The sequence below is a fragment of the Emticicia sp. TH156 genome (genome assembly GCF_002855535.1).
In the GTDB taxonomy this organism is placed as follows: Bacteria; Bacteroidota; Bacteroidia; order Cytophagales; family Spirosomataceae; genus Emticicia; species Emticicia fluvialis.
The window spans coordinates 65,750-87,840 of record NZ_PKRS01000004.1 but is presented as its reverse complement, the minus strand read 5'-3'; the positions used below and the strand labels follow the sequence as shown (position 1 = coordinate 87,840).

Annotated in this window: 20 protein-coding genes and 1 tRNA gene; 11 read left to right on the top strand and 10 right to left on the bottom strand. The window is 41.2% G+C overall.

Annotation, left to right across the window (positions count from 1 at the left end; all coding sequences use genetic code 11):
- Window positions 1–12 precede the first annotated feature (12 nt).
- Window positions 13–789 carry a bifunctional 2-polyprenyl-6-hydroxyphenol methylase/3-demethylubiquinol 3-O-methyltransferase UbiG gene (locus C0V77_RS08955; RefSeq protein WP_101726019.1) on the bottom strand — a complete coding sequence of 259 codons (777 nt, stop codon included), beginning with the start codon at window positions 787–789 and terminating at the stop codon, window positions 13–15.
- A 193-nt stretch (window positions 790–982) separates the two neighbouring features.
- Here C0V77_RS08955 and C0V77_RS08950 point away from each other — a divergent pair, with 193 nt between their 5' ends.
- A complete protein-coding gene (locus C0V77_RS08950) occupies window positions 983–1,333 on the top strand; it encodes a hypothetical protein (RefSeq protein ID WP_101726018.1) in 351 nt (116 codons plus the stop codon).
- A 73-nt stretch (window positions 1,334–1,406) separates the two neighbouring features.
- On the opposite strand, the gene C0V77_RS08945 is transcribed toward C0V77_RS08950, so the two are convergent.
- Window positions 1,407–2,501 (bottom strand): chorismate mutase, encoded by a 1,095-nt coding sequence (locus tag C0V77_RS08945; protein WP_101726017.1) that lies wholly within the window; start codon window positions 2,499–2,501, stop codon window positions 1,407–1,409.
- A gap of 261 nt (window positions 2,502–2,762) precedes the next feature.
- On the opposite strand from C0V77_RS08945, the gene C0V77_RS08940 reads away from it, so the two are divergent.
- The 3 genes from C0V77_RS08940 (at window position 2,763) to C0V77_RS08930 (ending at window position 5,177) form a co-directional block, all read left to right on the top strand.
- On the top strand, window positions 2,763–3,962 hold the full coding sequence (locus tag C0V77_RS08940) for a proline dehydrogenase family protein (protein WP_101726016.1): 1,200 nt from the start codon (window positions 2,763–2,765) through the stop codon (window positions 3,960–3,962).
- A gap of 113 nt (window positions 3,963–4,075) precedes the next feature.
- Window positions 4,076–4,891, top strand: a complete 816-nt coding sequence (locus C0V77_RS08935) for a lipoprotein signal peptidase (RefSeq protein WP_101726015.1) — start codon at window positions 4,076–4,078, stop codon at window positions 4,889–4,891.
- 19 nt (window positions 4,892–4,910) lie between these two features.
- Window positions 4,911–5,177 (top strand): hypothetical protein, encoded by a 267-nt coding sequence (locus tag C0V77_RS08930; RefSeq protein ID WP_101726014.1) that lies wholly within the window; start codon window positions 4,911–4,913, stop codon window positions 5,175–5,177.
- 60 nt (window positions 5,178–5,237) lie between these two features.
- Here C0V77_RS08930 and C0V77_RS08925 read toward each other — a convergent pair whose 3' ends face one another.
- The 6 genes from C0V77_RS08925 to C0V77_RS23060 all read right to left on the bottom strand — a co-directional run bounded on the left by C0V77_RS08925 (window position 5,238) and on the right by C0V77_RS23060 (window position 10,649).
- Window positions 5,238–5,933 carry a LysM peptidoglycan-binding domain-containing protein gene (locus C0V77_RS08925; protein WP_101726013.1) on the bottom strand — a complete coding sequence of 232 codons (696 nt, stop codon included), beginning with the start codon at window positions 5,931–5,933 and terminating at the stop codon, window positions 5,238–5,240.
- Between the two features lie 121 nt (window positions 5,934–6,054).
- Window positions 6,055–6,540, bottom strand: coding sequence for a 5-(carboxyamino)imidazole ribonucleotide mutase (gene purE, locus C0V77_RS08920; protein WP_101726012.1), 486 nt, complete (start codon window positions 6,538–6,540; stop codon window positions 6,055–6,057).
- Between the two features lie 37 nt (window positions 6,541–6,577).
- Complete coding sequence (locus C0V77_RS08915; RefSeq protein ID WP_101726011.1) at window positions 6,578–7,720, bottom strand: 5-(carboxyamino)imidazole ribonucleotide synthase; 1,143 nt, start codon at window positions 7,718–7,720, stop codon at window positions 6,578–6,580.
- Between the two features lie 160 nt (window positions 7,721–7,880).
- Complete coding sequence (locus C0V77_RS08910; RefSeq protein WP_101726010.1) at window positions 7,881–8,342, bottom strand: META domain-containing protein; 462 nt, start codon at window positions 8,340–8,342, stop codon at window positions 7,881–7,883.
- A gap of 110 nt (window positions 8,343–8,452) precedes the next feature.
- Complete coding sequence (locus C0V77_RS08905; protein WP_101726009.1) at window positions 8,453–9,691, bottom strand: exo-beta-N-acetylmuramidase NamZ domain-containing protein; 1,239 nt, start codon at window positions 9,689–9,691, stop codon at window positions 8,453–8,455.
- A 169-nt stretch (window positions 9,692–9,860) separates the two neighbouring features.
- On the bottom strand, window positions 9,861–10,649 hold the full coding sequence (locus C0V77_RS23060; RefSeq protein WP_158237917.1) for a hypothetical protein: 789 nt from the start codon (window positions 10,647–10,649) through the stop codon (window positions 9,861–9,863).
- A gap of 118 nt (window positions 10,650–10,767) precedes the next feature.
- Here C0V77_RS23060 and C0V77_RS08890 point away from each other — a divergent pair, with 118 nt between their 5' ends.
- The 5 genes from C0V77_RS08890 (at window position 10,768) to C0V77_RS08870 (ending at window position 17,962) form a co-directional block, all read left to right on the top strand.
- Window positions 10,768–12,096, top strand: coding sequence for a deoxyribodipyrimidine photo-lyase (locus C0V77_RS08890; protein ID WP_101726006.1), 1,329 nt, complete (start codon window positions 10,768–10,770; stop codon window positions 12,094–12,096).
- A 162-nt stretch (window positions 12,097–12,258) separates the two neighbouring features.
- A complete protein-coding gene (locus C0V77_RS08885) occupies window positions 12,259–15,177 on the top strand; it encodes a PD-(D/E)XK nuclease family protein (RefSeq protein WP_101726005.1) in 2,919 nt (972 codons plus the stop codon).
- 21 nt (window positions 15,178–15,198) lie between these two features.
- Window positions 15,199–16,302 carry a DegT/DnrJ/EryC1/StrS aminotransferase family protein gene (locus tag C0V77_RS08880; protein WP_101726004.1) on the top strand — a complete coding sequence of 368 codons (1,104 nt, stop codon included), beginning with the start codon at window positions 15,199–15,201 and terminating at the stop codon, window positions 16,300–16,302.
- A gap of 6 nt (window positions 16,303–16,308) precedes the next feature.
- Entirely contained in the window at window positions 16,309–17,211 is a 903-nt protein-coding gene (locus tag C0V77_RS08875; protein WP_101726003.1) for a glycosyltransferase family 2 protein, read from the top strand.
- Window positions 17,198–17,962: a bifunctional 2-polyprenyl-6-hydroxyphenol methylase/3-demethylubiquinol 3-O-methyltransferase UbiG gene (locus C0V77_RS08870; RefSeq protein WP_101726002.1), complete on the top strand. Its 765-nt coding sequence runs from the start codon at window positions 17,198–17,200 to the stop codon at window positions 17,960–17,962. The genes C0V77_RS08875 and C0V77_RS08870 overlap by 14 nt, the downstream gene beginning before the upstream one ends.
- A 43-nt stretch (window positions 17,963–18,005) precedes the next feature.
- On the opposite strand, the gene purL is transcribed toward C0V77_RS08870, so the two are convergent.
- The gene (purL, locus tag C0V77_RS08865; protein WP_101726001.1) at window positions 18,006–20,252 is read right to left on the bottom strand and encodes a phosphoribosylformylglycinamidine synthase subunit PurL; all 2,247 of its coding nucleotides are present in this window, start codon (window positions 20,250–20,252) and stop codon (window positions 18,006–18,008) included.
- A gap of 139 nt (window positions 20,253–20,391) precedes the next feature.
- On the opposite strand from purL, the gene C0V77_RS08860 reads away from it, so the two are divergent.
- Together C0V77_RS08860 and C0V77_RS08855 are read left to right on the top strand one after the other, a co-directional pair.
- Window positions 20,392–20,476 (top strand) — tRNA-Ser (locus tag C0V77_RS08860).
- Between the two features lie 64 nt (window positions 20,477–20,540).
- Entirely contained in the window at window positions 20,541–20,777 is a 237-nt protein-coding gene (locus tag C0V77_RS08855; protein ID WP_101726000.1) for a 4a-hydroxytetrahydrobiopterin dehydratase, read from the top strand.
- 1,111 nt (window positions 20,778–21,888) lie between these two features.
- On the opposite strand, the gene C0V77_RS23465 is transcribed toward C0V77_RS08855, so the two are convergent.
- Window positions 21,889–22,023, bottom strand: coding sequence for a hypothetical protein (locus tag C0V77_RS23465; protein WP_255408962.1), 135 nt, complete (start codon window positions 22,021–22,023; stop codon window positions 21,889–21,891).
- Window positions 22,024–22,091 lie beyond the last annotated feature (68 nt).

The following is a 22,091-nucleotide window of genomic DNA, read 5'->3' as shown; positions in this document are numbered from 1 at the left end:
CCGCCCGAGTAATTATTTTGTCCCTACAAAAAAGAAATCAATACATTTTTCAGGTTCGTCAGACAGGTAGTGGTCATCCCATCTGATTTCGGCGGCAAGCCCACCCGTTTCGGTCATCAGTTTATTTCTGTTGAACCGATTCAGCACCTCATAAGGTATCCTGAGCACCCAAGCCGGCAGGCGATGCTGCAAGTCAAAAATATCAAACCGCATAATTTTGTTTACCGAGCGTTTGTTCTCTTCGTAGTAGTCCCAAACTTTCTGGTTGCCACCCACACCAAAGGTTTCAACCTTAGAGAAGTACTTCTGCATCAGGCCTCTCAACTCGGCTGTATCATATTCTCTGATGTGCCAAGGGTTCCGGCTCAGACTGTAAGGGCGGTTTACAGTGGTCAATAATATTTTACCACCGGGTTTGAGCACACGGGCGGCTTCGGCTAAAAATTGGTGGTCGTCTTGTATATGTTCAATTACCTGAAAGGTAACAACAAAATCGAAAGTATTATCTTTAAAAGCGCTCAGGTGGGGTAAATCTGCCGTTCTGAACGTATGGCGCGGGTGTGCGGCCTGCAACTGCTCAATCAGGGGTTCGTTTTTATCAAGCCCTGTGTAGTGGTCGCATTTTTCAATCAGGGTTTCTACACCACGGCCCCAGCCGCAGCCGAGTTCCAGCACATTGCCATGAATTATTTTGGCTGCTTCAGTATACGGAAAATATAATCTTTGATGAACAGGGTTATCTGAAGGTATCTCTGCACTGGTAATTTCTGTTGTTGCGTATTTGCTCATAGACGCGCTCGGTAACTTTTATCCGGCTTTCAATCAGGTTTAGGCCGGTTGCTGAATCTGGTTTATGGTGTGCTGTTGGCTGCACCGCTACAAAGTTACATCAAAATTATGCCTTTCTGAAATCATACGCCGGCTTTATCAAATTTTAGGGTATTAATAAACGTTAAAGAGAGGTCTAAACCTTTCATTCAGAATGAAAATACCCTTGCTGTTGATCATAACCATCGGCTTAGTACAACATGTGCGGGCGCAGCTGGCTTACGATACTAATAATGGGCCGTCGCCATTACTTATCAATAAAAAGATGCTGAAACCACAAGGAAGGTTCAGTTTGCCTGAACGCCTGCCTGATACGCTGTTTTTGAAAAAAAGGCTTTTGTTCTCCAGGTATATTCCAGATAAAAGCGCTTTCCGACCGCTCAGTCTGGCTGATGGCGCAATGGCTGCTTTAAACCCTGCCACTACCAGCTTTAATCTTGAACAAAGCCGAAACCGAACGAAGCAACTATTTTATAAAATGAAAATGTGGCGCTATTTTAAATAACAAAAGAGTGTCAGGCAAAGCCCGACACTCTTTTGCAATTTTCATTTTCTATTCGTATTCTCCTTCAATCTGCTCAGGCAGGTTGTTGGTTCATTACTTCTGTTTGTTTACGGATTGACTCCATGTGAATCAGCTTGAATAATTCTTCAACCATTTCAGGGTAAAGATTTAGTTTCTTAGCTTGTTCGGCACGGCTGGTGTGAACCTGTTTCCAACGATCCAGCTGAAGCACAGCCACGTTGTTATCTCTTTTGTATTCACCCAGTTTTTCAACTACTGCCATACGGGCTGCCAGTACTTCAAGCAATTCGCGGTCAATGTTGTCAATTTTCTGGCGCAATCTGTCCAGTTCACTTTGGAAATCTTCGCCATAAGAAGCCTTACGAACTTCCAGTTCACGAAGCATTTCACCCAGCGCTTCCGGTGTTAATTGTTGAGAGGCATCAGACCATGCGTCGTCAGGGCTACGGTGCGACTCAATAATCAAGCCGTCGTAGTTCAGGTCAAGTGCACGTTGTGCCAGTTCATATAAATAAGCTCTCTTACCTGCCATGTGGCTAGGGTCGCCGATGATAGGCAACTGAGGGAAAAGCGTTTTTAATTCAACAGCCAGCTGCCACATAGGCGAGTTACGGTATTTGGTTTCCTGTGCATTAGAAAAACCACGGTGGATAGCCGCCATTTTCTTAATACCTGCACCGGCTATACGCTCAAATGCACCTACCCAAAGGGCAAGGTCTGGGTTCACAGGGTTTTTGATAAGTACTGGTACATCAACACCTTTCAGGGCATCGGCAAGGTCTTGCACGTTAAACGGGTTAACGGTTGTTCTGGCGCCGATCCAGAGAATATCAATACCATATTTTAAAGCCAATTCGATGTGCTGAGGCGTAGCTACTTCCACTGCAATTGGTAGGCCTGTTTCTTTTTTTACCGCAGCCAACCACGGCAATGCTGCTTCTCCCATACCCTCAAAACTGCCCGGACGCGTACGCGGTTTCCAAACACCCGCACGAATCACGTGCGCATAACCTTCTTTTGCAATACGGGTTACGGTTTCGGTAACTTGCTCTTCTGTCTCGGCACTGCACGGACCGGCAATAATTAAGGGTTTTCCTTTTGTATCTACCCAACTGTTCAGCGGTAGTACATCTAAATTTGCTTTCATTTCTATTCTAAAATTTGTTTTGTCAATTTTTTCAATGCTTCTAAGGTCTGTCAAATCTTTCTACTTAGCCACTGAAGCGGAGCATTGACTACCGGACATATTACCGAATTATTGATATTGTTTCGTTGAATGTCTTTTCTTTGGCGTATATTTGCAAACTATTTACGGGGGTAAGTCTCGGTAAAATGACTTAGTCTCTTTAAATAGTACAATTCTTCATCAAAAACTGAAAAGATTAAAAAGAAACCAATACTTGAAATAATGAAAACGGCTATTCAAAACCGCTCGTTAAATTTCGATGATACTTCTATTGCCTTTGCTCATCAATCAGACAGTAAGCTTCGTAAAACTTATTTGATTTTTGCGTTGATGAATCAAAACTGGGTTGTAAAGATAGGAACTTTTTTTATAAAACTCGCAATAAAATTAGGATTACCTGTAAAATTACTCATTAGTAATACCATTTTTTCTCAGTTTTGTGGGGGCGAAAGTATAGCAGACTGCCAGAAAACCATCAATAGCCTGGCAAAAAGCAAAGTTGGTACAATTCTGGACTTCTCGGTAGAGGGCGAAGACAACGAAAATGCCTTTGATGCAACTACCTCAGAGATTCTGAAAACGATAGACAAAGCCGCAGGGCAACCGCAGCAAATTCCGTTCTCGGTTTTTAAGGTATCCGGTATAGGTTCGGTTGATCTTCTTGAAAAAGTACAAGAACACCCTGAAGATTTAACAACAGAAGAAAAGAGCGCTTTTGAGCGGGTGCAGAACAGAGTAGATAAATTGTGCGGTTACGCTGCCAGCCTTAATGTCAGGATTTTTATAGATGCAGAAGAGTCGTGGATTCAGGACGTGATAGACGAAATGAGCTACCACATGATGCAGAAGTACAATACCGCCGGTAAAACAATTGTTTACAATACTTTTCAGTTGTATAGATGGGAAAGCCTTGAACACCTGGCTGATGCCTGTGCATTGGCCAGAAAAGAAAGTTACAGGGTAGGGGCAAAGCTGGTACGTGGCGCTTATATTGAAAAAGAAAGACGCCGGGCGGCAGAGCTGGAGTACAAAGACCCGATTCATGCTTCAAAAAAAGACACCGACGCTGATTTTAACAAGGCTGTTCATTTTTCTGTTGATAATCTGGATGTTTTATCTATTTGTTTGGGTACACACAATGAAGAAAGCTCTTTGTTATGTGCCGATTTAATGACTCAGCACAATATATCCAAAAGCGATGAGCGAATCTGGTTTGCACAGTTGCTGGGTATGAGCGACAACATTTCTTACAACCTGGCCAATGCAGGCTACAATGTAGCCAAATATGTGCCTTACGGGCCTGTTGAGGCAGTAATGCCTTACCTCTTTAGAAGAGCTGAAGAAAACACCTCTATTGCGGGCCAGAGCAGCCGTGAGTTTTTGCTCATTAAAAAGGAAAAACAAAGAAGAAGAGGTTGCTAATGAAGCGGGCATCGAATATTTTTAATAACTTTATACGGCCTAAAAACACAACGGGCCAGATTTGCTAATTACGGAAGCAGTTTCAGGGGCTTTTGCGTTAAACACAATAATAAATGACTACAAGCAGTGAATTGTACGGAGGGAAATCTCCATATAAGTTTTTGTTACTGACAGTGTTTTTGATTATCGCCGACCAGGCAATTAAATTGTGGATGTACTACGATGTTTTGCCTAACCACTATGGCGAAATTGATATCATTCCCGGTTTTTTTAAATTACACTATGTTGAAAACAAAGGTATGGCCTTTGGCTGGACACTAGCCGGAGAATACGGCAAACTCATGCTTACGGCTTTCAGACTGGTAGCCATGGTGGGTATCTGCTGGTATCTGGTTCATCTGGCAAAAAGAAATGCGCATAGTGGTTTGCTTTGGTCTATTGCTGCTGTTTTAGGGGGTGCCATTGGTAATGTAATTGATAGTACTTTCTATGGTGTGTTTTTGGGTAATTCTCCGATAGATTCACCTACTCCCTGGTTTCACGGGCAGGTAATTGATATGTTTTACGCCTATGGCCTTGACGGCGACTACCCCGACTGGATTCCTTTTCTGGGTGGGCAATACAACACAACGCCTATCTTTAACTTTGCCGATGCCTGTATTTTTTGTGGGGTGTTGAGTATCCTTGTTTTTCAGAAGAGTTTCTTTATTCATGAAGAAATGCCCCAGAAACCAGTGGCTGAAAGTACAGAAGAAGTATCAACCGAGTCTACTAGTTTGCCTGTAGAAGAGAATACCGCAGCGCCTGCTAATGAAGATGGTGCCATTACTGGCAGCGAACCGGTTAACGAACCTATGGCAGACATACCGACAGAAGAGCCTTCTGCATCCAATACAGATGAGCAGGTAAATGATAAAGTTAATAACTGATTTAAAAATCTGAACTGATATGGCAATTTTTTCTAAGCGTTCTTTTGTATGGATTATCGTTCTGAGTTTTCTGGGCATCATACTTTTGCCGGGTATGATTCAATCGCCGTCTACCAGACATATCATTCTGGTTGTGTTTGGCTCCATTTGCCTGCTTTTTCAATTAATTAGCATGGCCATCGGCGGAAGCAGCAGCACTGAACGAAACCCAAAAACAGACAGAATACAGTCAATTGTATTGTTAATCCTTACCATTACTTTATTGGTTGTTAATTTTCTGGTATAGAATTATCGCTTCTTAAAAAGTTTAGATATAAAAAAGGGCCGTTAGGCCCTTTTACATTTATTACTCTTTTGTTGGATATGGAATAATCAGTTTCTCGCCTCGTTCGGCAAAGTTCTTGGTCTTTTTATTGGCTTGCATAATCAGGTTAACAGGCACATCATATTTATTACCCACCACCCTTAAAATATCGCCCGGGCCTACGGTGTGTACCGCTTTTATTCTTACTTTAAGCCTGGTAACGCCTACTTTAATACCATTCTCTTCCACACCCGGATTCATAGCCTTTAAGGTTTCCTTTTTAACATTAAATCTGTTGGCAATTCCAAAGAAAGTTTCACCTTCTCCCACTGTATGTGTGTAGGTTTCACCACCCGTAGGAATACTCACTTTTTTATCTTCTTTTGGCTTTTCTTCTTTTGTTTTCTCTTTTTTTGCATCAGTTTCATCGGCAGGCTTAGATGCTTGCTCTTTATTGCCTACGGTTGGTACTGAAATCTCGGGCAGGGCTTCAGAGGTGCTTTGTTCTTCTGCCTCGGTTTCTTCGTCTGTTGGCTGTACTCTAATAGCATTGGCGACGGTGTCTGCCGGAGCGGCGGTAAGATCATCGGCAGTTGAGGTGTCGTCAGACATATATTTCCAACCGATGTAAAGCAATGCGCAGATTATACTCACTAAAACCAAAAGTACAACCATTGGTAAATTTCGTGAGGCCTCTTTTGGGCGTTCATTTCGTTGTTCGCGGTCTTCGAACTGCATGGTAACAGTAAATTTTAATTATTTATATTAGGAAAACTAGGTTTCTACGCATCAAGTAACACAAAACAGGCTTCTGTTCAGCTTAAACTTACAAAATCAGCTTTTACTTAATTGTTTAAACTTATATACTTTTTTTAAGTTCTTCATTCATATCATCTACCAGGTCTTTCAGGGCTTCGCGGTAGTTTCTCAGTCTTTTTGCCACTTCTTCATCGCTCACACCCAGAATCTGCGCTGCCAGAATACCAGCGTTTTTGGCGCCATTAAGGGCCACAGTAGCTACCGGTACACCCGTTGGCATTTGAAGAATAGACAGTACGGAGTCCCAGCCGTCAATAGAATTGCTCGATTTAATAGGGACCCCAATAACAGGTAAGGTTGTACTGGATGCCACCATACCCGGTAAATGAGCCGCGCCACCTGCACCGGCAATAATTATCTTTAAACCACGACGACGAGCCGTAAGGGCGTAATCAAACATCTTTTGCGGTGTTCGGTGCGCCGAAACCACCTCTTTCTCGTATGGAATTTCTAATTCGTCTAAAATTTCTGCAACCCCTGCCATAATTTTCCAGTCAGAGAAACTGCCCATAATAATACCTACCATCTTCTACAGTTTAAATTTTTAAATGTAAATCCGACTATCAGTTTTTGGCTACAACTTTGAGTTTTTCTTTTACAAAAATCACTTTTTCTTTTAATTTTTCAAAGTCCTGGTCTACAATAGTAATATGCCCCATTTTTCTGAATGGTTTAGTAAAACGCTTGCCATATAAAAAAGGGTGTATACCCTCTATGGCCAGTACATCGTCCATTCCTTCATAAACCGCTTCTCCGTTATGGCCTTCTTCACCCAGCAGATTCACCATTGCTGCTTTTGAGTGGGCACGTGTGCTACCCAGAGGCAGATTGAGTATGGCTCGCAGATGTTGCTCAAACTGCGATACATCATTAGCCCTGATGGTCTGGTGGCCGCTGTTGTGCGGGCGGGGGGCTACCTCATTTATCAGTATTTCTCCGTCTCTGGTCAGAAACATCTCTACGGCCAGCAAGCCAATTATGCCCAGAGCGTTGGCTGTTTGTATAGCAATATCCTGCGCTTTTTTCTCAATTCCGGTGGCAACGTTAGCCGGGCTGAAAAGGTACTCAACCAGATTGGCTTCCGGATGAAAAACCATTTCAACAAGCGGGAAAGTGCTGGTTTCGCCGTTTTCATTGCGGGCAACTATTACGGCCAGTTCTTTCTCAAAGTCAATCATTTTTTCAAGCACACCCGGCTGGTCAAATGCCTTGCCGAGGTCGGCCTCGGTGCGCAATACCTGCACGCCCTTGCCATCATAGCCGCCTTTGCCCAGTTTATGAACAGCAGGCAAAAACGCTGTATGCCCGGCTGTATCAGCCCTGTTTTCTGTCAGAATAAAATCTGCAGTAGGCAGGTTGTTGTCTTTATAAAATTGTTTCTGAACCCGCTTGTCCTGAATAATACGTAGCACAGAAGGCTGCGGAAACACCGCTTTACCCTGTTTTTGAAGGGCTTCAAGCGCTTCAATGCTAACGGCTTCTATCTCTATGGTTAGTATGTCGCAATCCTGCCCGAATGCCATTACGGTATCATAATCGTTCAATGACCCGTTCACAAACTCGTGCGACAGGTACTTACAGGGAGCGTCGCTGTCCGGGTCCAGCGTTTTAATGTTAAAATCAAAATCAATGGCGGCCTGAATAATCATTCTGCCCAGTTGCCCGCCACCAAGAATGCCCAGTTTTTTTCTGTTATCGAATCTCACTAAGAAGCTTTTTTTCGCAAAGATACACTAAGAATACATAGTATGTGCATCCCATTTGCGTATCTTTTTTAACGGTTAAGCCTCTTAATAAAAATGGGGTTAAACAGTAAGGCTGTTGCGTCTTTTACTGTTTAACCCCACCTGTTTTATAGAGGTGCAATTATCGCACAGGTTTGGCCATTCTAAGTACCTCAACACCACCGGCATTCAGGCTTAAGGTATTGTTAGCATTTACAGTGTATGAATCTACTTTTTTTAGCGACTCAAGAAATGTTGATTCACCATCGCCCTTGCAAGCCATTTTGGTCATAGCCATAGACTTGTTAAACGTAATTTTGTTACCATAAGCCACCAGCAGGCCACTGAAACTATTGCAACTGGTATTGCCAGTAAACTTGTTGTCGTTTACATCAAAATTAATTGTTGGTTTTTTATCCGGATACAAACCCGCTAAAGATACCCTTGCCCCGGGTATTTCGGCCAGTTCCCACATACCATTCAATTTAAGAGGGGCATTAAGCGCTTCTGAGGTTTGTTTGGGTGTGCTGCCTGTGGGTCGTGCCGGTACACAACCGGCAACAGATAATCCGGACAAGCAAATGGCAATAATCAGGTTTTTCATAGCTTTAAAAAGTTTAAATTTTATATTTACTTCTTTGGGACAAATATTTATTAGTGTTTTTGACAAACCCTGCCAGCATTGGTTTAATGCCGGGCAGATTATGCCTCTGTTTAAGGATACAACAGGTATTTCAGGCGCATGGTTTTGTATTGGCTCAGGCCGGGCTCCCAGCTTTTGCGTATTTCTTCTTCAGGTACGCCTGCAATTATCTGTTTCTTCAGGTTTTCGGTTCCGGCCAGTTTATCAAAGCTGTTCATTTGTTTGCTTTGGCTCATATCAAAAAACTTTTCTTTGTAGGGGTAGGCATTGTATAATTCTATCAGCCAATGCAGATTCAGGCGTTTAGTTTTTCTCAATTCATTAACATCATAGTTGCGCAGGTCAAGGCCGTAACATTCTTCGTTCTGGTGCAATGGGGTTTCGCTCATACCCGGAATACTGACCGGGCGAAAGTGAAACTCATATTTGCCTTTTAAAGCAGGTGCGCCCAAAACCGTAAATGGCATGTAGGTGCCGCGTCCCTGGCTCAGAATGGTGCCCTCAAACAAACAAATACTTGGGTATAAAAGTATTGACTGCTGTGTATTTAAATTCGGCGACGGAAACACCGGTAGCTGGTAGGGCATATCATGGTTATAATTGGCCACTTTAATTATTTTCACACGGCATTGCAGTTTATTGGGCAGCCAGCCTTCGCCGTTTACCATTTGTGCAAATTCGCCCATGGTCATGCCATGTGCAATGGGTATTTTGTGCATACCAATGCCCGAATGCAGGTGGTCTTCAAGCATGGGGCCGTCAACACAATAGCCGTTCGGGTTGGGTCTGTCTAATATTATCAGCTCTTTGCCGTTTTCGGCGCAAGACTCCATTACATGCGTAAGCGTGTTAATATAAGTATAAAAGCGTGCGCCAACATCCTGTATATCAAATACCATTACATCTACGTCAGCCAGATGTTCCCTGGTTGGTTTTTTATATTTGCCATACAGCGAAATAATGGGTATGCCTGTTTTTTCATCTACATTGTCGGCAACTTTGGCGCCATTGCTGGCATTGCCTCTGAAACCATGTTCAGGCCCGAAAATCCTGGTTATTTTTATGCCAAGGGCCATCAGGGTATCCACACTGGGTTTTTTACCCACAATTGATGTCTGGTTAATAACCATTCCTACTCTTTTACCTTTCAGATACGGCACATAGGCCTTTAGCTGGTCGGCGCCTGTTATAATTTCTTTTGGTTTGGCAGTTAAAGTTACCGGCTGGCTTTCAGAAGCACGGTCATGCCGGAGTAGCTGACTAATCAGCGTAATAACAGGTAAAAATAAAAGAAGAATGGATTTTCTCATGGGTTGAATATCGGTAAACAGTACTGCTTTGATGGATAATTTATTTGCGAATAAACGAAAATGAAATGGATTTTATGAGAAAATATATCAGAAATTTACATATTTCCGGTAAACCAAAAAGAGGCAGCCGAACTGCTTCGTGCTGCCTCTTTGTATCGGTAAACATTTGTTATTCTTTAATTTCAAACTCAGAGTCTTTCAAGCCCTTGTTTATTTTTACTGATTGAACCTCCGTAACAATCTCGCCCATCTGGCCTGCAGTTCTTTTGGTTACAGCCGGAATCAGAAACTCGGTTCCTTTAAACTTTTTGTAGTTTTCGTAAGTAACCGTACTTTCAAATTTACCTCTGGGGGTTTCGTTGGTCGAGAAAGTTTTTACTTTCAGGCCAGACGCCACATCAAAATAATCGGTCCATTTTCTTCCGTCCTGTGTTGATACCTCCACTTTGTAAGCATCTTTGTCGCCTACTTTTTCGGTGCCTTGCACCGTAGCCGTTATGCCTAGTTCTTTATACATTAACTCAAAAAACGGGTTAGACCGCATAGCTTGTATTTTGGCTGCCGGCCCTTCCGGTTGCTGGCGGGCTCCGCCGTTTCCGCCATTGCCGCCGCCTGCGTTTCCTCCGGCGCCGTTACCACCGCCAAAGCCACCGCGACCGCCGAAACCGCCACTGCTTTTAAAATTTTTGCCATCAAATACGGTTGTCATGCCTGCATTTCCGTTGAAATACATACTTGAAGAATACTTGTCCGGAAATTTGTATTTCACTTCCGTTTCTGACGTACCCCGTTGCGTTTCGCTGGTGCTGTTAATGGTTATATCCTGAACTTTAGCAATGGCATCTTTACCGCCAATGGCTGCAATGTATTTGTCCAGAATGGCGTCGGCTGTTGGTGTACTTTGTGCAAAAGAACTCATAGCCACGAATGAAAATAGGCTTACAAATAATCTTTTCATTTTTGTATGATATGTTTTTTCAAATGATTTACGTTTAGACAAACAATTAACCCAAAAGTAAAGTTTTTCTATCAACATGTAGATTAATAAAAACATAGCGAAGATAAAACCTCATTAAATGGAGATAAAGCAAAGATTGAGTATATTTTGGTTAAGGAGAGATTTACGGCTAAATGACAACGCCGCCCTTTATTATGCCCTAAAAAGCGAGCATCCGGTACTACCACTTTTTATTTTTGATACCGAGATTCTCGACAAACTACCCAACAAAAAAGATGCACGGGTTCATTTTATTCATAAAACACTGGCCAGCCTGCACGGGCAGTTAAATTTGCTAGGGTCTGGCTTGCTGGTTAAGCATGGAAACCCCATAGATGTGTGGCCAAAATTAATGCAGGAATACGATATTGCCGAGGTATATACCAACCACGACTACGAAAAGTATGCTATAAACCGCGATGAGCAAGTACGCGGCTTGCTCAACTTTCATGGCATTGGTTTTTACACCTTTAAAGATCAGGTAATTTTTGAAAAAAACGAAGTGCTAACAGGCACCGGCCAACCCTATACGGTTTTTACGCCTTACAGCAAAAAGTGGAAAGAGAAGCTGAACGATTTTTATCTGAAAAGTTATCCGACAGAAAAATACTTTAATAGGTTTTATCAGATAGATATTCTGAATATACCGTCGTTGAACGACATCGGTTTTGAAGAATCAGGGGCTGAGTTTCCGCCTCCGGTTGTGGCTGACAGTCTTGTTGAAAAATATGGTGAATTGCGGAATTTTCCGGCCTTACCGGCTACCAGCCGCCTGAGCATTCATTTAAGGTTTGGTACGGTCAGCATCAGAGAACTGGTTCGGAAAGCCATACCTCTAAGCACTACCTGGTTGAACGAACTGATATGGCGAGAGTTTTATATGAACATACTTTTTCATTTTCCGCACGTAAACGACGGGCAGGCATTTAGAAAAGAGTATGACGGCATTCAATGGCGGAACAATGAAGAAGAGTTTAAACGGTGGTGCCAGGGCAAAACCGGCTACCCGATAGTAGATGCAGGTATGAGAGAGCTGAACGCTACCGGTTTTATGCATAACAGGGTAAGAATGATAACGGCCAGTTTTTTAATTAAACACCTGCTGATTGATTGGCGTTGGGGCGAAGCCTATTTTGCTGAAAAACTACTGGACTTTGATTTTGCCGCCAACAATGGCGGTTGGCAATGGGCGGCAGGCAGCGGCTGCGATGCGGCTCCGTATTTCAGGGTATTTAGTCCGACGGCACAGACAGAAAAATTTGATGCAGATCTGAAATATATCAAAAAATGGGTGCCTGAACTCAACTCTTTCAGTTATCCTAAACCAATGGTTGACCACGCATTTGCCCGTGATCGCGCCCTGAGTACCTATAAGGCTGCACTGGGAGACAAAATGCCTAAGGAGTAATCTTGGTTTTGTTATATTTTTATACAGTGTTGCTTAAAAATAAATAATAAGCCATTGATAATTTTTTAGCAGGAAAATCCGATAGTTAGTTGTTATTTTGTATAATCTTCAGTTGTTTTCCTGTTTTACCAAAACCGGGCTACCCCATAAGCCTGTTAACCAATGGCATTTTTAGAGAAATCGGCGCAATATGTATTTGACAGACATTCTTTGGCTCAGCTGAAAAATGTCTGTATTATATTGCCTAACAGGCGGTCGGTTTTTTTCTTTAAGCGCTTTTTGGGTAAACTATCTGATGTTCCGTTTCTTTCGCCTGAAGTTTGTGCAATTGATGACTTTGTCGCTGAAATGTCCGGCTTCAAAACCATTGATTCGGTTGGACTACTTTTTGAACTTTACGAAACTTTCAGAAAATATGATGCACAGGTAGATTTCGACAGGTTTATTTCGTGGGCGCCTACGCTGCTGCGGGATTTTGACACCATAGACCAGTATTTCATCGGCGACCCAAAAGCTTTGTTTGATTACATCAGTGAGGCAGAGACCCTGAAGCGTTGGAATGTAGATATGGTAAAAATAAACAAACCGTTTGTTGAAACTACCGGAAATCTTGATAAATACTTTAAACTTTTTGAGAATATATATCAGGTATATGTAGACCTGCAAACCGAGCTGCGGGTGAAGGGTTTTACCTACCGGGGCATGTCTTACAGGTTGTTGGCAGAAGAAGTAGAGACACTGCTGATTGAGAACAAAAACTTTGAAAAATACTATTTTGTAGGCTTTAATGCTTTCAGCAGGTCTGAAGAAATAGTTATCGAAAAACTGGTGAAGGCCGGAAAAGCAGAGATGTTATGGGACACCGATGAGTTTTTCATGAACCCATTCTATAACCAGAAAGCGGGAAGCACACTTAGAAAATATAAATCGAAGGGTACTTTTGGTAAATGGAACTGGCAGACCAACCACCTGCTGACAGAAGAGAAAAATATCAGAATTATAGGTGTTGAAAATGCCACACTACAGGCAAAAGTAGCAGGCGCCATTTATGCTGATAGCCTGTTGGTTAATCCGGGCGTACCTACGGCCATTGTTCTGTGCGACGAAAACCTGCTTTCGCCTTTAATTTATTCGCTCGATAATCTGGTTACAGACTTCAACATAACCATGGGTTTGTCGCTCAGGGGGTCCATGCTTTTTACGCTTATCGACTCAGTTTTTGAGCTGCAACAAAATATTGTTGATTTTAAAACCAAAAGCGGCGAGACCATCCGGATACCCAAGTATAGCCACAGGCATGTATTTAAGGTGCTGAATCACCCTTTTTGCCGTAAATATGAGCAGATTAATTATACAGATGCCAGTACAGAGGGTAAAGCGAATGTTTTTTCAGAAACGCAGACAGAAATAGTAAGGGGGAATCTGGTGTATCTGAGCGAGGAAGAAATGCTTGCATTCGGCAAAGGCGACAGGCTCTTTGAGGTTCTGTTTTCTCGCTGGGGTAACGACCCCAGAAAAGCGCTGAAAGCATTTTATGATTTAATTGACGAGCTGCGCGGAGTGTATCATGAATCGAACGACGCTATTGAAATTGAATACCTGTATTTGTTTCTTACGATTCTGAATCGTCTTGAAAAAATCCTATTTAACAACAGGCTGTTGAACCTGAAAAGTTTCAGACATTTTTTGTATGAACTCATCAGGCAGGAAAAAATTCCGTTCAGTGGCGAGCCCGTGGCCGACCTTCAGATAATGGGTATGCTGGAGACCCGCTGCCTTGATTTCGACAGGGTAATATTTCTTTCTGTTAACGAGGGTGTGTTGCCTTCGGCCAAGCATCTCAATTCATTAATCCCTTTTGATGCCTCGCTTGAGTTTGGGCTGCCGTTGCAGTCAGACCAGAACGCAATAATGGCTTATCATTTTTTCAGGCTTTTACAACGTGCCAAAGATATTGACCTGCTGTATGTAATACCCACAGGCGAAGGGCTTGGTGGCGGAGCCACAGAAAAAAGCAGGTTTATTTTACAGATTGAAAACGAACTAGCCAGGCACAATAAGCAAATAAAAATTACGTATCCTAAAATTGCTTACAATAAAACTATTGATAATGAGGTAGTTAATAAGGTTGTAGTACAAAAGAATAATGACATTCTGGCTGCGGTAAGCAGTCTGCTGGCTGATGGTGGCATATATCCCACAAACCTTAATGAGTACCTGCACTGTACCTTAAAGTTTTACTTCAATAAAATTGCCGGTATATCTAAGCGCGAAGAAGTGGACGAGAATTTCGGCGCTGATATTTTTGGTACCTGGCTGCATAATACCCTCGAGAAAATTGACAACGATTTTGGAACAGAAGTAACGAAGGATGTATTAGATGCCGTTTTAAAGCAGATACCTGAGCGCCTCGACACAGCCTATAAAGAAAAATTCGGGGGGTATGTAATTGATTCTGGTATGAACTATTTGTTGAAGCATGTAGCCGAACAATTACTGGCCGACTTCTTTAATCTGCAGAAAGAAACACAGGTTTTTCCGTACCGGATACTTGATTCAGAGAAGCAGATTGAGGCTTCTTTTGAAATGCCAAATCTTGGAAATGTACAAAAAGTAAAAATTGCAGGCCGGGTAGATAGAATAGAAAAAGCCGGAAATGAAATAAAAGTGGTTGACTACAAAACCGGAAAAGTTGTAAAAAAAGAGCTTGAAAAAAGCCGCGACCAGATACTTGAAGAAGCTCTGATTGACCCCGACAAAGAAAAGCTACGCCAGTTATGGCTGTATCAGTATCTGATTTTAAAAAATATGGCCACCAATAAAATGTTTACCATAGGTGGCGAAACGCTCGAAAACCATGATATAAAAGCAAAGATTTATTCGTTCAGAAATATGAAAGAAAATCTTGAGGTAAATTTGAGTTTTACTGATAACCCCACTATCTTTGGTTTTATTGAAAAAACAGAGCAAATATTAGCCAACATTATAAAAGAAATGCTGAATCCGGATGTTCCGTTTGCCCAAACAAATGATCTGCTCGTTTGTGAAAGGTGTGATTTTAAAGGAATATGCGGCCGATGAATTTCACAATTTGTAAACACTTTGAACACACGCACCAATTTTATTCCCTTTCTTGACCTCAAGCGCATTAATAAACCTTATGAAACACCGATTATTGAAATTCTGACAAAGAAAGTTTCTTCAGGATGGTATATACTTGGCGATGAGGTCAAACATTTTGAAAAATCTTTTGCAGAATATTGTGGAACAAAGCATTGTATTGGTGTTGCAAATGGGCTTGATGCACTGGCATTATTACTCAAAGCATCTGATTTTCCGAAAGGTTCTGAGGTAATTGTACCTTCAAATACGTATATAGCCACTATACTTGCGGTGTCTATGGCGGGCCTGATACCTGTTTTGGTAGAACCCGATTTGAATACGTATCTGATTGACCCTCAGAAAATTGAAGAAAAAATCACTCCAAAAACCCAGGCAATTTTAACAGTGCATCTTTATGGCAAATGTTGCAATATGAACGCCATCAATGCCATTGCCCAAAAATACAACCTGAAAGTTTTTGAAGATACAGCTCAGGCGCATGGGGCAAGTTACGAAGGGGAAAAAGCCGGAAATTTATCGCACGGGGCAGGTTTTAGTTTTTACCCTACAAAAAACCTGGGCGCTATGGGTGACGCCGGAGCTGTTACAACCAATGATGATGAATTGGCCGGCAGGATACGTGCATTAAGAAATTATGGCTCGGCCGAAAAATATATTTTTAACGAACAGGGAATCAATAGCCGGCTTGATGAAGTACAGGCAGCTATACTTAACATTAAGTTACCGGTTTTAGAACTTGTAAATGAAAGACGCCGGCAAATTGCCCAGAGGTATTTTTCTGAAATCAATAATCCGGAAATAATTTTGCCTTCTGCTGAGTCTGTAAGTTCAGATGCCTGGCATTTATTTGTGGTTCGGCTGAAAGACAGAGCAAGATTCAAAGCGTATCTGCACGAAAATCTGATTGGTTCAGATATGCACTATCCGGTGGCACCGCATAAGCAGCTAGCCTATAAAGAATGGAATGCCGACTCATACCCGATTTCAGAACTTCTTCATAATGAGGTGCTAAGCTTACCTTTGAACCAGACATTGACTGACGAAGAGGTTAGTTACATCATCGAAAAAATTAACCATTATTGATACACTATGCTTTTGTCGGTGGTAATACCTGTGTATAGAGGTGAAAAAACGATTGCAAAACTCGTTGCTAAATTGCATGATGAACTAAAGCATCTCGATTTTAATATCATCCTGGTTAATGATGGCAGCCCTGATAATTCTGAAAAGGTTTGCCTTGAGCTGGCGAAAATTTATGAGCAGGTTCATTTTATTTCACTCCGGAAAAATTTTGGTGAGTTCAACGCTGTCATGTGCGGATTGAATTATGCGAATGGTAACTATGCCGTTATAATTGATGATGACTTCCAGAATCCGCCTTCAGAAATTTTAAAATTGTTAACGAAAGGGCAGGAAGGAGATTACGATGTAGTGTATAGTTATTATACAACCAAGAGGCATCACGTGGTTCGGAACATCGGAAGCTGGGTAGTTAACCGGATTACTACCTGGCTTATACATAAGCCACAGGATTTATACTTGTCAAGTTTCAAGTTGATGAGCAAAGACCTGATTACCGAAATTGTTAAGTACAAAGGTCCGTACCCATATATTGATGCTTTGGTTTTTAGAACAACCAACCGGGTAAGCAGTGTTCAGGTTGAACACAACGACAGGCTGGAGGGAGAGTCAAACTACACAGTAAAAAAACTCGTCCGGCTTTTTATGATAATCGTTTTTGGTTATTCAAATCTGCCCATCAGGTTTGTTCAGGCCACAGGTCTTATTCTAACCTCTGTGTCGGCGCTTCTCTTCATTTTGTTTTTTATAAACGTGCTACATGGCTGGGGGTTGGCTGCTTTGTGTTTTTTTAGTGGTATTCAGATAAGTGCGCTGGGAATAGTAGGCGAGTACATAGGTAAATTTTTCCTGACCCAAAACGGAACACCTCAGTATGTTGAAAAATACAATTCGCTAAATGCTAAGCAGTAGACAAGAATACCAGATGATGTATGAAGCCGAAGGCCAACTTTGGTGGTATAAAATTCTGCACGAAAAAATTCTAAATGCCATTACCAGCAAATTTGCTGGTAAAAAAAATATAAAAATTCTTGATGCCGGTTGTGGTACTGGTGGTCTGATGCAATTGCTGATTAAGCAAGGTTATGTGAATATAGAAGGTTTTGATTTTTCTGACGATGCCGTTGATTTCTGTAAAGAACGAAAACTGAATGTTCAGAAAATTGATATTACAGATTTTAATACTGAATTTGCAGATGCAAGTTTTGATGTTATCATAAATAATGATGTGCTTTATCAGTTTAAAGATGAAGTAATTGTAAGGGCCCTAAAAAATCTGGAACGAAAACTAAAGCCCGATGGAATACTGATTTCAAACAACAATGCGTTTCAAATTTTTTATGGCACGCATGATTTGGCAGTAGGAGGGATGAAGCGATTTACAATATCTGACTTTGAGAAATATTTATTAACTACAAATCTGAAAATTATTCGTCATACTTATTGGAGTCTGTTATTGTCGCCGCTTATTTTATTAGTAAGGTTACTACAGCAGTTTCAATTAAAATTTAATCTGATTGACAGAGCCGCCATTAGGTCTGATGTAAGCGTACCCGTAAATTTTGTAAACAACGCTTTATACAAAATAGTAAAGCTGGAAGAACAGCTATTCAGGAGGGGCATTTTTGGAAGCTCTCTTTTTTTAATCATGGTAAAAAAATAAAGACCTCCATTAAGAGGTCTTTATTTTTTATAAGCCATTATACTTAGTTCATTATTTTTCCAATTACATTATCATAAATGTTTTTGGCTGTTTTGGTAGTAATAACTACTTCATTATCTATAATGAAGCTACCGTCTGACACTTCACCCAACTGAGAGAAATTAACATTTTTATTTTTTAGCAAATTCTCAAAAGCCTCTTGTTGGGTTGCTTTCACAGAAACCACAACCCGGCTTTGTGCTTCACCAAAAAGGAAGGCATCTGTTCTGAACTTTGCATCCGTTTTAATTTTGAAACCAAGTTCGTTCGGGAATGATGATTCGGCCAATGCAATAAACAGCCCGCCATCAGATAAGTCATGAACCGACTCAACCAGTTTGCTGATAATTAATTCTTTCACGGCATCCTGCAAATTATATTCTGTATCCAGATCAAAGGCCGGAGCAGGAGAAGCCTTAACGCCACGGTATGAGTAAAGATACTCAGACGAGGCAATGTCATCTTTCGATTCTCCAACCAGATATATCAGGTCGCCTGCATTTTTAAAATTCAGGGTCATGTGATTCTCCGAGCTTTCCATCAAACCTAGCATACCTATGGTTGGTGTCGGAAACACCGGGCCATCGTCTGAGCTCTGATTGTAAAAACTTACATTACCACCTGTAACCGGTGTCTTGAATTTCAGGCAGGCTTTGCTCATCCCTTTAATGGCTCCTACAAATTGCCAGTAAACCTCTGGGTTGTATGGGTTACCAAAGTTAAGGTTGTTGGTAATGGCCAATGGCTCGCCTCCGGTGCAGACAATATTCCGGGCTGCTTCAGAAACGGCAATCTGGCAACCAACTTCCGGGTCTGCATTTACGTATCTTCCGTTACAGTCTACCGTAATAACAATTGATTTACTCAATTCTCCTTTTTCCGGATTCCGCAATCTTACCACTGCGGCATCAGACGGACGATTGGTGCTGCGGTTTGCGGTACCAACGGTTGAGTCATATTGCTCGGTTATCCATTTTCTTGAACAGATGTTCGGGTGAGACAACAAATGCTCAGCCACTTTAACCAGTTCAGCTTTATCCTGAATATCAGCCACTGATTGGATATCAAATTTTTTGAACTCCTGGTAATAGGCCGGTTCGCGATACTCTCTATGATATTGAGGCGCGCCGCCACCTAACACTAAATCTTCTGCCGGTACATCTGCAATTAATTTACCGTGTTGGTAGAAATGCAAGCGCTGGGTATCTGTTACTTCACCAATTTGTGCGCAGTGCAAATCCCATTTATCAAATATGCCTTTTATTAAATCTTCTTTGCCTTTCTCAACCACAACCAGCATACGCTCCTGTGACTCTGAAAGTAGAATTTCCCATCCGTGCATATTGGCCTGGCGGGTTGGTACTTTGTCAAGATCTATAATCATGCCGTGTTCACCTTTGGCGCTCATTTCAGAAGTTGAGCAGATGATACCCGCAGCACCCATATCCTGTATACCAATTACATATCCAGTGTTGATGATTTCAAGTGTAGCTTCTAAAAGAAGTTTTTCCATGAATGGGTCTCCTACCTGAACAGCCGGAAGTTTCTCGGTTGATTTATCAGTAATATCTTCAGAAGCAAAAGTGGCTCCGTGTATTCCATCCTTACCAGTGGCAGAACCAACAATGAAAACAGGGTTACCTACACCATAAGAGGTGGCCGATGCCTGTTTGCCCACTTCAACTATACCTGCAGAGAAAGCATTTACCAATGGATTGGTATTGTAGCAATCATCAAAGTAGATTTCACCACCTACGGTCGGAATCCCGAAAGCGTTACCGTAATCACCAATACCTTTTACTACACCCTTCAACAAGCGTTGCGTTTTGGGCGAATTGATATTGCCAAACCGTAGTGAGTTAAGCTGCGCAATCGGACGGGCACCCATAGTAAAGATGTCGCGATTGATACCACCAACTCCGGTTGCTGCTCCCTGATAAGGTTCAAGCGCAGATGGGTGATTATGAGATTCAATTTTGAAACTACAAGCCAGGCCATCACCAATATCAACAAGGCCTGCATTTTCTTCACCGGCTTTTGCCAGCATACGGTCAGAATCGCGCGGAAGAGTTTTCAACCATACAATTGAATTTTTGTATGAACAGTGCTCTGACCACATAACCGAGAAAATTGATAGCTCAGTGAAGTTGGGAGTGCGTCCTAAAATTTGTTTTATTTTTTCAAATTCTTCGGGCAATAGGCCAAGTTTCTTGGCGGTTTCGAAAGTTGGAAGTTGTTCGATTGTTTCCACAAAAAGAAGATTCGTATATTTTTTACAAATTTACGTTTTTTCGGGGGCTTGTGAAAGGAAAAAAAAATGAAAAATTATTTCGTCAGGCATTGACATTTATATCTTAAAGCCGTATCTTTGCAAAACAATTGAGAGACACAGAGAGATGGCAGAGTGGTCGAATGCGGCGGTCTTGAAAACCGTTGACTGTTAAAGGTCCGGGGGTTCGAATCCCTCTCTCTCTGCGGAAGCCGAATCATTTGATTCGGCTTTTTTGTTATTAAATTTCGTACCAAAACACCTAAAGCTATGTGGAAAGAAGAAAACAATAAACTGACCAAAACTTTTCAGTTCAAAGATTTTTCAGAGGCCTTTGCTTTTATGACACGAGTAGCCATGCTGGCTGAAGTGCACGGGCATCACCCCGACTGGTCAAATTCCTGGAACAAAGTAAGCATTTCGCTATTAACCCATGATGCCGGAAATATAGTAACAGGAAAAGACTACGACCTGGCCAAAGGCATTGACGAATTGGTAAGTAAATAGATAATGATAGTTTCATAGGTGCTTATAACGCACCTATTCGCTTTTATAGAATGCTTGTTTTTTTGAGAAAAAGTAGGGGCTAATATTAAAACTGATACCGCCTGAGAATTGAATATTTGGCACTGAGTTGATATATAGTGCAGTATATTTAATTCTCAGCCTCAATAAAAATCGATTACAAATGCAGAAAATAGTCGGTATCCTCAATTTTAAGCCTTCTATATAAATGGCTTTTAACCTTCTGATTCAATTAAGACTATTAAAAGGTATAAAATAGGATAAAAAAATCCTGAAAGTGAATATTTGAGGTTTGTTGTTTATTATAGTTTGAAGTAAATGCTTTAGAGTATTTTTAAACCATTTTGTAATTAAAATTAAGCTTCAAATGGTATCGGGCTGGCAGGAGAGAATAGGCACAGAAATCTGAAGACCATCATTGCTCAAAAGGCCGTCATGATTTTTATGATTGAAAGAAAGTCGAAATAGAAGTATAGAGTAAACAGCAGACAACAGAAAAAGAGCCAAAAGCGAATTGCTTAAAACAAGCAAAACCGCTATCAGAAATGAATTGATTCTTTAAGTTTTATTATGCACAATACAAAACAAGCAACTCTGTAAACAAAGCAGGTGCTGTATATTGAGGCACATAAAAAAAGCGTATCTTACAAAAGGCAAGAAAATTTATGTAACCGATATGTCATATCAATATCAACAAATGTATATTAACACATTTGAAGCAACGGAAATCAATAAAAAAAAGAAATTACCACGCTGTTGAATAAGTACGAGGACGACTCTGTAAGCTTGCTAAGTAACCTTTAGGAGCATACATTTCTTTCTCTTCATTCATTCGGGTCATTAAGAAACCGCCAAATGCCAGCGATGCGATAGTAAGTAGTAACATAGTTTTAGCACGTTTAGTCAGTTCAAATTTCTCAAAATACTTCAACAATACAAGAACTAAAAAAAACTTCGGTCGGCTTTCGGATAATTTTATCCCGAAATAATGCCAATTGCAGTAGATTTTAGTTAAAAAAAGCAAAAATATTCAAAAAAGACAGGTGAGTTGATAATTAAACTTGCACAATATCTTATTTTTATAGGCTATTGATCAATACGAAAAAACACTTCTCGGACGTGACTGAAGGCTCATCATATATCCTTTTGGGGCGTAAAGCTCGTTAGTTTCGCGCATTTTTGTCATCATTAAACCTCCGACTGCAAATGCTATGGCTGCTAGAATCATGGACTTTAGGTTTATTGTTTCTCAAATATATGTATATAAATATTATATGTCAAGTATTTTCAGAAATT